This is a genomic window from uncultured Microbulbifer sp., from assembly GCF_947489355.1.
Lineage (GTDB): Bacteria > Pseudomonadota > Gammaproteobacteria > Pseudomonadales > Cellvibrionaceae > Microbulbifer.
The window spans coordinates 1-12260 of sequence record NZ_CANLDD010000003.1; the positions used below are offsets into that span (position 1 = coordinate 1).

Below are 12260 nucleotides of genomic sequence, written 5' to 3' on the forward strand. Positions count from 1 at the left end.
AACTGGGAGCGTCCCCATCAGCACAACGATGGTATACCACCTGCAAAGGCGGAAGAAAATCTTAACTTACTGTCCGGTAAAAGTTGACCACTACACTCTGCAAGAAACCGAAAAGCTGGTCGGTGTTGGAGTGTGAGTAGAGCAGCAAGTTGGCAGGTTAAGGCTGTATATTCACTCCCAGCTGATAGAGCAGCCCCCAATTAATACACCAATATTCAATTTTTATCCATAATGGCTGCCAGTGAGTTTTCAACTAATCCCTGAGTACTGGAAAACCCGCTACTGATCGCCCGCGAGACGTTGCGTGGCAGTAGGGATGCCCGTACCTCTCAATAATCTGGTTTTGGAAGGATCACCCTATCCTGCCCAAAAGTTGGCGTGCCCAATTGCTATGGCTGCAACGGTTGGCAAATGACCAATCACCCGGCAGCACTGCCCGCATTTACTGGCAACAACCGTGTAGTCCTGGCCAGAGTGATGGGGCAGAGGTTGAGGGCTTTGCATCGAGTCAGTTGGGAGGGCAACATAAATTGACAATAGGTGTCAAAGCCGGTAGAAACCACAGCAAGGTTTCAAAAACCTACAGTTGCTCAACCGTGCTTACTGGTGGTGTTCTCTCTTAAAAACCGGGAGTAAAAATGGACGAATATACGCATGTTGTGATAGATAAAAATAACGTTGGCCTGGATGTACTCAGGCAGCGGATCAGGGCGCGCGGTTTATTAACGGCAGAAGCCAGTGGCTATCAACTGGCAGATGGTTCCATTAAGCTAGAGCACCACCTGCATGTATTTTTGTGGGATAGCACTCCCGCTGGAGAAATAGGTCGCCGGGGGATTATTGTGAACAGTGAACCGGGCACAACTTTTAGGGTGATAGTAAGATGCCCGCACTTCACAAAGGATGGCATATTTTTTTCAGGGACATTACAGGGCGATAATGGCCATAATGGACCACCGAAAGGAATATCTACCAATGGCGCCTGGGGCTATAAAGGGAACATTGAGTCAAGATTTTGTTTTATCGAAGGCCTTCATACCCGTGATACACCGGGATATGAAGGCTGGGAAAGGGGGGATGGATGGCCGTAACCCGGGCACTGGCCACCCAGGCGGGCTACTGGGAAAATCCCATTTCAGCGTTGGGTTTTCGAGCCTAGCAGAATGCCTGTGGTGTATGCGTGTCTAATGGCAATTAGCGCCGCGCCACAGCGTATATCTCGGCCAGAATAATACCCACCACCGCACACTTTGGGCAGCAGCGGTGCCGAAATCCGCAGTTCAACGGGTTTCCGTGTCCTGCATTTGTTCCTTCTGGATACGCAGATACACTTCTTCCCGGTGTACCGGCAGGGATTTGGGGGCCGCGATGCCCACCCTGACCTGGTTACCGGTAATACTCAATACGGTGACGGAAACATTGGTTCCGATTCTGAGGTTCTCGCCGGGCCGGCGTTTTACAACCAACATAAGCCTTTCCTTCCGGGTTGCAAATCCCGGGATGACTTTTTTTATGATGGGAATACTGGGAAAGTAACCTGTGAAGACACTACAGGGAGGTGCACGGGAACGGTAGGCGGTAAAGCGAAACAGGCGCGTGCAACGCTTCCAGAGCCTGGGCAACCACCCCTGGCGTCTGATAATGTCCCACTTTATTGAAGACGAGCGGGTTTCTAGCGTATGATCCATAGAGCCACTTTGATAGTGATGTTATCAATTTGGTTAGCTGGCCCTTTGGTGTTGGCGCACCTTGGGTCAGCGCCTTTTACTTACGCTTAGGTCACGTACCGTTCTCCTGTTGTAGGGAAGGCTCTTTGAGAAAATGCCCGGGTTGGAAACTGCCTGGGCTTTTTGGGCCCCTTGCGCTACTGGCTCGCAAAAACCGGCCCAAATACTGATAGAAACCTTTGGATTCTACGCCGCTTTGACATGAAAGAAAACGGAATGCAATCCAATAAGATTATTTGGATGCCTATATTTATAACCCCAGGGGCTCGGGAAAACTGCCATTTCCTTTTTAAAAGTGCCGGTTACAGGGGTACGCTCTACCGCCGCTTACGCCAGAAGATCACTGGACAACATCACCATTTTTCGGGTGTCGAAATTGCCCTGGAGTCCAACGCTTCTATCTGTGATGCAAGCCTGGGCTTTATCCCTGGCGAGCGCTGATCTCTCAAGTACGCCAGATAGCAATTATTCCGTGTGCTGAACACTGTAACAAGTAGGCCCGGCGCCGCCCGCTAAGGCCGCGCCAAGTATGGACACAGGGGGGCATTTAATGGGGCAACTGGCAGTGCTGCTGCTGGCCAGGTTGCAGGAACGCTTTGATAACGAGCACGGCGTAAGGATGCATTTGGTTGGGTTGCTGGCGGGTTCTCAGTAGCCGCCAGGTGCTAGCTGGCATTGGGTGTTGTACCAAACCCTTTGTAGATTTTGTTAATAAACAGGTCTTTCTGCTTTAACCCCACTAAAAATCTCGCAGTAGTCACCGCAAAGGGTAATTGCACTACCCCCTGTTTTTGGCCCACGGGAATCAGGGCCATAAGCGGATTGCGCTTATAGGCTTTTACAGCCTTGCCTTTGAGCTTGTTAACGATCACCTTTGCAAGGTGTTTACCCTGCTCTACGGCAAGATAACCCAGCTTGGCCTCGCCGACATCGGCAATATCGCCTAGCGCATATAAGTTGCCCATGCCTTCAACCTGCAGTTTCTTATCGACTTTAACAAAGCCGTTTTCATTCAGGATATGGGCAAGTTCCGCTTTAAGGAAATCATTATTGGGCAATACGCCGGTTGCTTCATACACCAGGTCGGCATCACTGATGTGGCCTGTATTCTGGTCAATGTACTGATCATCCTGCTTCTGGTACCGGCGATTGAATTCAATCTCAACCCCCAGGCTTTTTAGTTGCTGTTGTGCCCTGGCTTGTGCCTTTTGTTTAAAGCCATTCAATAACACATCATTATTGTGCGCCAATACGAGCTTGATGTCCGGATGCGCATGGGCAATTTCTCCGGCCAACTCGACACCCACAACGCCACCACCAATGACCATTACTTTTCGCGCTTTTTTAAGCCGGGTATGCGCCGCCATCAGTTCATTATTGCGCGCCTGAAAACCCATGGACTCGTCTGTTTTGGCAATCGGTAAACTGGGGTAGCGGGTGCCCGAAGCTATGATGCCGTGCTTAAACTGGATCTCTGCGCCATCAGACAATACCGCACGCTGAGGGCCAAGGGTTTGAACGCGACTTTGAATAAAATGCCCTTGCAGGAAGTCCTTGTAATGCTTACGTGCCCGATTACCCGTCATGCCAGGATCAGCCAGATTTCTGAGGGTAGCGAACGTCACCTCAAAGTACTCTTTTTGGTCCACCAGGGTGGTGTGAATGCCCTGTTTCTCCAACGTCTGGGCCACAGAGACCCCGGCAAAGCCACCACCTACAATCAATACATCAGTTTGAATCGTCATTTCACTGCACCTGAACCTGCAATCCTACTCTGGAAGCCCTAGAATAGGCCGTTGCATTTATGTGGTAAATGCGCAAATATAAGACACTGATGTGCATATATGCACATTAGGTGTCAGGGAATACCAGTGCCAAAAGAAGGGTGAGCCAGGTGATGTATGGAGAAGTGGACTGAACTGCGTACGGCCTACAAACTGGCCAAACTCGGTACCTTAAGCGCCACCGCCCAGGCAATCGGCGTGCACAGGTCAACGGTGATGCGCCATATTGATGCCCTGGAAGAGAGCCTTGGTATCGTGCTTTTTCAACGCAACGATAAGGGGTATCTCCCAACCGAAGCGGGCCTGGAGATCATGCGTCTTGGGGAGGTGACCGATAACCAGTTCAACAATCTGTCTGACCGGCTGCAAAGCAGGGAGAAACCCCTGCAGGGCACATTGACCATCACCATGGTCAATGAAATGGCCAGTGTATTGATGCCCACCATCAATCAATACCAGGCCCAACACCCAGGCATGCGGATGAATATCATTGGGGATTTGCGCAATTTCAAGCTTGAATATGGAGAGGCAGACATTGCAATCCGCGGCGGCCCGAAGCCCGAAACCCCGGACAATATTGTTTTACCATTAACCACTGTTGAGATTGTGTTATGTGCCCATAAAAGCTATATAAAAAAGCACGGCCACCCGGCAAAAGCTAATCTGCAAAAGCACAGGTTTATCGCTTTGATTGAGCGCCCGATACACTTGCCATGGAATGACTGGATTTACAGCAACGTAGATGAGGACCGAATTATTTTAACCACGTCTGCAACCCAGATCCTAAGCCACGCGCTTTTTTCTGGTATTGGTATTGGCGGCATGCCAAAGACCCTGGTAACAACGAACCGGGATCTGGTTGAAATTCCTGTGGGTGAAGACTGGAAACTATCTCTCTGGACACTGGTCCATCGGGATATGATCAATATGCCCAAGATCAGGACATTTATTGACCTCCTGAAGCAACAAACCGATTGGGAGATTAATCCACTGTAGAAGCTGAAGTGATTCCGCAGTTTTTGCGATCAGTGAAAATCCTGGGTTGGTTATTCCCGAACAGGAATCAACACTGGCCCCCTCTCCATCTTTTAATACGGGGAGACGGTTAATGCCGGATCAGAACTATACACCGGGCTGATGGCGTTTATGCCATTGCGCCAGGGATTCCTGGGGGTATGTATCAAAGGTTTCATCGCTATTGCGGATATCAGGCTCAATCCAGGGCCTGGCATACTTTAGCATCATATGGGTGCGCTGGGGCGGTACGGGCAGTTCGGTATCTATGGCCGAGGCAAAAGGATGCACCAGCTCTGGCCAGCGCGGGTCCCAAACCCAAAGGGCACTGCCACACCTGCAACAGAAGGAGCGCTGCGCAGGGCTCTTATTGTTTTCTCCTGTAGCAGAATCCCTGATTTCTGCCTGGTAGATTGATAAAAACGCCTTACCTTCAATCTGCAACGAGTTGAAATCACCTCCCAGATTAATGGCATATCCCCCGCCCCCGGCGGTTTTTCTGCATATTGAGCAGTAACAGCGGTTAAAGGGATACGGTTGTTTCATATTTAAACTGAAGCGCACCGACTGGCAATGGCAGGAGCCCGTATATTTCATATTCAAATCCTGAGTATTTGCTCATCATTATAGAATCAATAAATTTCTGGTGTTTCTTTGTAACCAAAGCAACGGATAGTCTATCGCCATAGTTTAGTGTAATTGGGTCAGACGGATTGCACACCTTTAAAGGAGCACGATGACATCCTCCCATACATTTGTGACTACGCAGATTGAAAAGGGCAAACATCTATCCTGATAAAGTTACGCAACTGGTATCACAGCAATCTTTTGGCGTTCCGGAATGGAGTAACAGCGATGACTTTATCCGGATCGTGTTAACTGAACCAGGCTGTTGCGTTCGTAAAAATCAACAACCGATATAGCAATCCCATTACGCTCAGCGACTTCACCGCTGGTTAATGCCTCTACCACCTGAAGTTTTCTCAAGTCTTGCTTGATCACAACTTAAGTTGAGACGTTATAAGTCTGGACGCACCCTGATCGGGTACTGCGTTTCACAGCAGAGGGAGGTTGACGATATGAAAAAATTGGATATGGGAATGCACCTCTGGAAGTAATCCCCTGGTTTCACTGGAGATTGAACGTTCAGTATGTTAGACGTGCGGAGACAAAGACTGTTAATATATTGAATAACTGTAGTGGCTATAACAGTGACTATATCAATACCAGACTGAATTTAAGGCGATCGACTTGTCTTTACCTGATTACTACGAAAGAATTTTTAACGAATTAGAAAAGAATGATCCAATCCAGGCAAGTTTGGAAAACTTGGCTTTTTGGGCGGATGGGCGCAACCCTGACTTGCGTTGGCTTAAATTACCGGCGATGCTTGGGGCAGACGAACAGGAACTTGCCCAGGCTTGGTTTAGCGCAGAGGTTGCTAACATGGATAATATTCATTCTTTTTCTGTTCTATATTTTAGTTTGCGTGAATTTAAAGACATCGCTGGGCGGGAGTTTTCCGATGTAGGGTTGGTAGTATATCCAACAGCTTCAGACAGCTGGCCCTCCAGTCGAGACTGTTTGTATTCAAAATCTGATTTGAGTTCGAGATATTTGCGGAATATCGGTGCGGTATGTAACGGTAATTCGAGGCCGAACTATTTAAGCAGTGATGGCTATGTTGGGTTTAGTTTATGTTATGTTTCTTTATTGGCCAGGGAACTGTGTAAAAGCGAGCTGATTCTGCGATACAGCGACATAAATCCCATTAAAGTAGCAGTTGGTTATACTTCGGGCGATATTCTCGAGATTATGAATATATCCAGTGGTTCAATTTCTTATGTGCGACAGTATGCCTGACACTACAGTGAACCATACTTTGATTTTTTGGGCTTGTGTTGGACCTGCATTTTTTTTCTGCTGATTATAGTGGGGACGATCTGGCCGGGGTAGTGGAGTAGATACTTAGTGTGCTAGATGGGTTGTTTTGCGGAAGCAAGATAGATAGCGCGCCAAATGGTCGGGTGGTACTGAGAGGGGGGTAATTACGCTTCTCTCGCTCAATGATACACTGTCCCAACAATGCGTAGATAGGCACAAACTGTGTTTTTTGCTTAGATCAAAAAAGGGGAGAAATCAACGTCTATGCATATAGTTAAGAATCCTGTAACCAAAGCTGTGACTCAGACCAAGATGATCGACGGACGCCAAGTCAAAGTTGTTGATAAGGATCAGGCAAAAGCAATTAGCGAGCGTCTAATCACTAAGCTCGCCCGTGCCATGGAGATACTGAAGGACTGTTAAAGGGAGGGCCGTAATGGTCAAGGTGGACGGCCTGGCACAGATGAGTTGGATGCAGGGGCCGGTCTGGAAGACTTAGCTGAGGTGTCCGGTTTGGACTTGACCACAATAGCATTAACCGTATCGTTATCCTGAGCTTTTTGGTTGCATGAAGCGGGTGGTTGTTTCGCCGCTATAAAGGCTGTCTTTACTTTTAACGACGACCTGAATAGCGAGGGTATTAGCGGGTAAAATAATCGACCAGCGATGGCCGTCATCGCTGTGTAAGGCTTTTGGTTTTGGTGTGGGGTTGTCGTTGGTGACAAAGCCAATGAGCGCTTTTTGCAGTGGAAATTTACTGTCGATAATCATCGAACGGGTGGTACTTCCGGCGTGTAAGCGGATAGTGAAATTCCCATTTTCCATGTCACATAAACCGCTTTCGTAGCGGCAATTAGAGCGGCTAACGAGGGTGTAGTGTTGTCCGGCAACGGCAGTGCTTGGCTTTTCTTTGACTAAATAATCAACACCAAAATAAGCAATAAGCGCCAATATCGGGGTGACCAGTAGCGCGACAACAATATGCTTATTCAACATCATAACGAAAAACACTTTTCTGAATCGAGAAATAAAAATACTTGCCGGAGAGGGTGAGCCGGCAAGTATCCGGCCAGTTTAATTAATGATCGACGGCTTCACCAACCCCGTTGGGAGTCCGTATATAATCAATTAAATCGAGGACCTCTGGTGGCGGCTTTGCCGTCACGTGAGAGACTACAAAGGCCACGCTGAAGTTGACGATAGCGCCTACCACGCCAAAGGCGTTAGGTTCGATACCGAAGAACCAGTTCGCTGGCATTTCGCCCAGAAAGGCTGTGTCGGCAATGAACATAATGCCTTTATGTTGGAAAACATAGAGTAGGGTGACACTAATACCGGCGACCATGCCGGCGACAGCCCCTTGGTTGTTAATACTCTTGCTAAATATGCCCATCATTAGTGCCGGGAATATTGATGAGGCGGAAATACCAAAGGCCAGGGCGACGGTGCCCGCGGCAAAATCCGGTGGATCAAGCCCCAGATAACCGGCAAAACCAATCGCACTGGCCATCGATAAACGGCTGGCAAGGAGTTCGCGCTTTTCACTGATATTGGGCAACAATACCCCTTTGAGTAAGTCATGGGAAATCGCCGAAGAGATTGCCAATAACAGGCCAGCAGCGGTTGATAGGGCTGCGGCTAATCCGCCTGCGGCGATAAGCGCTATCACCCAGTTAGGCAGTTGAGCGATTTCCGGGTTGGCTAAGACGATAATATCCTGGTCAACTTTGACCATCTCGTTAGTGGTCTTGTCGGCACTATAATCGATTAAACCATCGTTGTTTTTATCCTCATAGGCCAATAACCCAGTCTTTTCCCAGTTCTTAAACCAGTCTGGACGTTTGTCGTAGGCGAGGTTGCCAGCGCTGTTGGCCGGTTGAATCGTCTCGATAAGATTAAGACGAGCCATCGCGGCAACTGCGGGAGCCGTGGTGTAGAGAATAGCGATAAAGGCCAAAGCCCAACCTGCCGAGGTGCGCGCATCTTGTACCTTTGGCACGGTGAAGAAGCGAATAATAACGTGGGGTAGGCCAGCGGTACCAATCATCAAAGACATGGTATAAGCAAACATATTTAATGTACTGAGTCTGGCCGTGGTAGTGTATTCGTTAAAGCCCAAGTCGGTCACTACCTGGTCGAGTCGATCAAGCAAGAAGGTTTCGCTGCCCGCTAAAGTGCTGCCGAGACCCAGTTGCGGAATAGGATTGCCGGTTAGAGTGAGGGAAATAAAGACAGCGGGAATAGTATAGGCCAGTATCAATACACAGAACTGTGCGATCTGTGTATAGGTAATGCCTTTCATACCACCGATAACCGCATAGAAAAATACAATCACCATGCCGATCATCAAACCGGTGCTGTAGCCGACTTCCAGGAAACGAGAAAAAGCCACGCCCACGCCTTTCATCTGACCAATAACATAGGTCACAGAGGCAATGATTAAGCAGATAACAGCAACAATACGGGCGGCACGGGAATAGAACCGGTCGCCGATAAATTCAGGGACGGTAAACTTACCGTATTTACGTAGATAAGGGGCGAGCAGTAAAGCCAGTAGCACGAAGCCGCCGGTCCAACCCATCAAAAAAACTGAGCCACCGTAGCCCATAAAAGCAATAAGCCCGGCCATTGATATAAACGATGCCGCACTCATCCAGTCCGCCGCTGTGGCCATACCGTTAGCAACAGGGTGGATGCCACCGCCGGCGACATAGAATTCTTTAGTTGATCCAGCGCGAGCCCATATGGCGATGCCCATATAAGTTAAAAACGTGGCGCCTACGACGATATACGTCAGTAATTGTAATTCCATAGACTACTCCTCGTCGAGGCCGTATTTTTTATCCAGTTTGGCCATCTTTTTTGCGTAGACAAAGATAAGAATGACGAAGGTATAGATCGACCCCTGCTGGGCAAACCACAAACCGAGCTTGTAGCCACCAAGACTATAAGCGTTGAGATCTTCGAAAAAAATAATGCCGGCAGCAAAGGAAACGGAAAACCAAATGGCGAGTAATACGGTGACTAATCGTAAGTTTTCCCGCCAATAGGCCTGGGCAAGTTGTTGTCTGGGCATAAAAATATACTCTTGTTATTTGTTGAGGGTGTTTAAAACTCTGCGTCACCCAACTAGCCCCAAAGCCTGTTATATTTATCCAGGTGATCACCGATATCCGTAGCGATGATATTGTGCGCGTATCTCACTCATACTCACTATCTCGTAATCAACTGCGGGATTGTTTGCGTGGACCGATCACTTTGTTGAACGAAGCCGCTACGCGACAAGCATACCTCCGCTGAAATAAAGATAATTCCTCTACGTGCTCACATCCGAGCACTGCTTGATTAAAAACTATGATTCGTCAGATATTCTTTCCCAAATTGAATCAAAGCCTTCCTCTTGCATCAGTACGCCTACTTCATAAGAGATGTCTGGCCCCATTGATGTATTATCAATACTGCCAAGAACAATATTCTTTTCTTCTCTATCTTTTGCCATTACATCCAGCATTTTCCATATAAAATGGCTGAAATGTTCGGCTTCACTCTCAGAGTTTAGTCCTTTTTCTAATATTGACAGCACAAGCTTATCGGACAATTTCTTTGCGTAGTATGAAACTAGCTCTCTGACGTGCGGATATCTTACTGTCAATATCATAATGCATCCTCCACTGAACGGATTACTGACATACGATCTGCTACCCATTTTAATTTATCAACCAAAGAACTGGTTTTCATTTTTTTGGTAACTGTTAATAGGTAATGGCCTTTCGCTGATTTAGAAACTCTTTGATCGGGTTGAAATGACATACCAATTGGAATGTCTGCTTCAGATAGTACCCAAAAAAATATCTACGGGTTTACCAAATATTCTTGATGCCATTTTGTGAGCATTCTCCAAATGCTGCCAAGTTGAAGAAAAAGATAGCCCCATTTGGCTATCAGGAAGAACCCACTGACCATCAGGTGACAATTTATAATCGCATACCCTAATGCCCATAACTGTCCGATAAGGTCCATCATCTCGATCAGCATATATTGTAGGATGAGTGCCGCGAGGCGTCGGCCTTGCAAAATAGCCGTCCAATTGGCTGATTACTTCCCTCAAATCTGTCAGGCAGTTAAACTGGAGAGCTTTACCCATATATATTCTTTTTATTCAGAAAATTTAATATGTATTTTGCTGGTTCTTTTTTTTGAAAAATATCTAAGGGATGAGCGCGATGGCTACCATTATCCTGATTGCACCTCCAGAAGTAAATTGGGGTTAGTGCCTTGTGTTGCTATTTAAAATTTATCGGCCACTGTTCTCTTGCACTAAGGTGCCATTTACGATGACCTGAGCTACTCCCCCAGAAGCAATCCGGCAATTGTGGTTTTGGGATGATTAGTGTATTAATTCGATATAGGCCACTTAAGCTTGCTAACTAATAGGAGTCTGGTACAACATACATCCTCCAATTCTAACTTCATTGCGGAGGTTGTTGCGTTTTGATGGGGAGTAACTTTTGTGCTGGTGAGTATGAATAGCTATTTTCGCAAGAGAGATGCAACTTTTTGCTTGGGCATTTTAGACAGTTTTTCAACATATTCAAATGACGGATTCACTATGCCATACTCAACCTCAAGATCCTCTAGCATTCTTAGCCACAAGTGAGCTGTCATTTCTGCATCAGCAAGGGCCCGATGAAAAACGCCGCTACTAGGTAAATTCTTTAGTCGAATGAGTGTTCCCAGCTTATGATCTTGGGCATTTTGATATATTCTTCTGGCTAAAAGCAGAGTGCAACTGAATTGCCCATTATAGGATTTTTTAGCTATAGCCATTTCGCTGTCGAGGAAACGTCGATCAAATGAGGCATTGTGAGCCACAAGGTTATTCTTACCGATAAACTCAACAAACTTCTTTATTACTTCTGATCCAATATCAGCATTGCGTAACATCGAGTTGGTAATGCCCGTATACTGCTGGATAAAAGAATTAATTTTAAATCCTGGATTCATCAGCTGCTGAAAGCGATCAGTTATTTTTCCTGCTTCTATTAAAACAGCCCCAATTTCTATTGCTCTGTCACCCATATCCGGAGACAAGCCAGAGGTTTCAAAGTCTAGTACCACTACGGTATCTGCATTATTTTTTTTCATGCTCAGGGATTATCTTTGTGACGCCTTCCATAATCGCAAAGGCTATCTTTAATTAGGGGTATTCAACGTCCTGCGTCAGTCAAATAGTTCTACAGGCTGATGTGTCGCTCCATTCGGGGTGAGTGGCTGATACCGATAGATTTGCTGCCGCAACACCAGCTCAACTTTCTGCCCTTGTGAGTTTCGTACCCGCTCTGGCGTCGATAAGCAGTTGATCCATTCGTTTTCGATCCGCTCATACCTCGGCCAGTAGTCGAAACTATTTGTCTCTACCTTCTCAAGGCGTACTTCCTTGGTACAGGGAAGTAGGGTCACGCTGAATTGCTTGGCTCTGCGGGCCAGTTCCTTTTCAGCCTGTCACTTGCCAGGCATCACCGGGTGGTTTACTCCTTTCCTCTTACTGGGGTGCGCTTTCCGGCTATATCGGGCCATCCAGGGATATTTTTGATGAAGGTGGATTGCGGCGACCTCTGCGGGGCGAGCGGGGATCAGAAAGGGTAAGAGGCAAGAGTTAATGCACTTTGCACCAGATTTGCACAAAATCACACGTAACTTTTTGGTTTATAAGAAATAGATGGTGCCCAGGAGAGGACTTGAACCTCCACGACCGTTAGGTCACTAGCACCTGAAGCTAGCGCGTCTACCAATTCCGCCACCTGGGCCAATCAACGCGTACTGCGTTGAGGACGCGAACTATAGAGTTCCG

At 47.3% G+C, this 12260-nt stretch carries 13 protein-coding genes and 1 tRNA gene; 4 read left to right on the plus strand and 10 right to left on the minus strand.

The genetic code is table 11. The annotated features are described in order from the left end of the window. Positions 1–638: 638 nt before the first annotated feature. Positions 639–1091 carry a hypothetical protein gene (locus tag Q1A48_RS02845; protein ID WP_299940915.1) on the plus strand — a complete coding sequence of 151 codons (453 nt, stop codon included), beginning with the start codon at positions 639–641 and terminating at the stop codon, positions 1089–1091. A gap of 189 nt (positions 1092–1280) precedes the next feature. Here Q1A48_RS02845 and csrA read toward each other — a convergent pair whose 3' ends face one another. Next, positions 1281–1469, minus strand: coding sequence for a carbon storage regulator CsrA (csrA, locus tag Q1A48_RS02850; protein WP_299940917.1), 189 nt, complete (start codon positions 1467–1469; stop codon positions 1281–1283). A 498-nt stretch (positions 1470–1967) separates the two neighbouring features. Between csrA and Q1A48_RS02855 the strand changes: the two genes are divergently transcribed. Beyond that, positions 1968–2168 (plus strand): hypothetical protein, encoded by a 201-nt coding sequence (locus Q1A48_RS02855; protein ID WP_299940920.1) that lies wholly within the window; start codon positions 1968–1970, stop codon positions 2166–2168. A gap of 224 nt (positions 2169–2392) precedes the next feature. Here the strand turns inward: Q1A48_RS02855 and Q1A48_RS02860 are convergent, their stop codons facing one another. Then, positions 2393–3472, minus strand: a complete 1080-nt coding sequence (locus tag Q1A48_RS02860) for an FAD-dependent oxidoreductase (protein ID WP_299940922.1) — start codon at positions 3470–3472, stop codon at positions 2393–2395. 156 nt (positions 3473–3628) lie between these two features. Here Q1A48_RS02860 and Q1A48_RS02865 point away from each other — a divergent pair, with 156 nt between their 5' ends. Next, positions 3629–4507 carry a LysR family transcriptional regulator gene (locus tag Q1A48_RS02865; RefSeq protein WP_299940923.1) on the plus strand — a complete coding sequence of 293 codons (879 nt, stop codon included), beginning with the start codon at positions 3629–3631 and terminating at the stop codon, positions 4505–4507. A gap of 126 nt (positions 4508–4633) precedes the next feature. Here the strand turns inward: Q1A48_RS02865 and Q1A48_RS02870 are convergent, their stop codons facing one another. Continuing rightward, positions 4634–5122, minus strand: a complete 489-nt coding sequence (locus Q1A48_RS02870) for a GFA family protein (protein ID WP_299940926.1) — start codon at positions 5120–5122, stop codon at positions 4634–4636. Between the two features lie 654 nt (positions 5123–5776). Between Q1A48_RS02870 and Q1A48_RS02875 the strand changes: the two genes are divergently transcribed. Further along, a complete protein-coding gene (locus tag Q1A48_RS02875) occupies positions 5777–6388 on the plus strand; it encodes a hypothetical protein (RefSeq protein WP_299940929.1) in 612 nt (203 codons plus the stop codon). Positions 6389–6955: 567 nt separating this feature from the next. On the opposite strand, the gene Q1A48_RS02880 is transcribed toward Q1A48_RS02875, so the two are convergent. The 7 genes from Q1A48_RS02880 to Q1A48_RS02910 form a co-directional block, all read right to left on the minus strand. After that, complete coding sequence (locus tag Q1A48_RS02880) at positions 6956–7408, minus strand: hypothetical protein (protein ID WP_299940931.1); 453 nt, start codon at positions 7406–7408, stop codon at positions 6956–6958. 79 nt (positions 7409–7487) lie between these two features. Continuing rightward, complete coding sequence (locus Q1A48_RS02885; protein WP_299940934.1) at positions 7488–9221, minus strand: sodium:solute symporter family protein; 1734 nt, start codon at positions 9219–9221, stop codon at positions 7488–7490. Positions 9222–9224: 3 nt separating this feature from the next. Beyond that, positions 9225–9485, minus strand: coding sequence for a DUF4212 domain-containing protein (locus Q1A48_RS02890; RefSeq protein WP_299940937.1), 261 nt, complete (start codon positions 9483–9485; stop codon positions 9225–9227). A 276-nt stretch (positions 9486–9761) separates the two neighbouring features. Beyond that, complete coding sequence (locus Q1A48_RS02895) at positions 9762–10067, minus strand: hypothetical protein (protein ID WP_299940940.1); 306 nt, start codon at positions 10065–10067, stop codon at positions 9762–9764. A gap of 171 nt (positions 10068–10238) precedes the next feature. Continuing rightward, entirely contained in the window at positions 10239–10553 is a 315-nt protein-coding gene (locus Q1A48_RS02900; protein ID WP_299940943.1) for a hypothetical protein, read from the minus strand. Between the two features lie 386 nt (positions 10554–10939). Next, on the minus strand, positions 10940–11554 hold the full coding sequence (locus Q1A48_RS02905; RefSeq protein ID WP_299940946.1) for a 3'-5' exonuclease: 615 nt from the start codon (positions 11552–11554) through the stop codon (positions 10940–10942). A 575-nt stretch (positions 11555–12129) separates the two neighbouring features. Then, positions 12130–12216, minus strand: a tRNA-Leu gene (locus Q1A48_RS02910). Positions 12217–12260 lie beyond the last annotated feature (44 nt).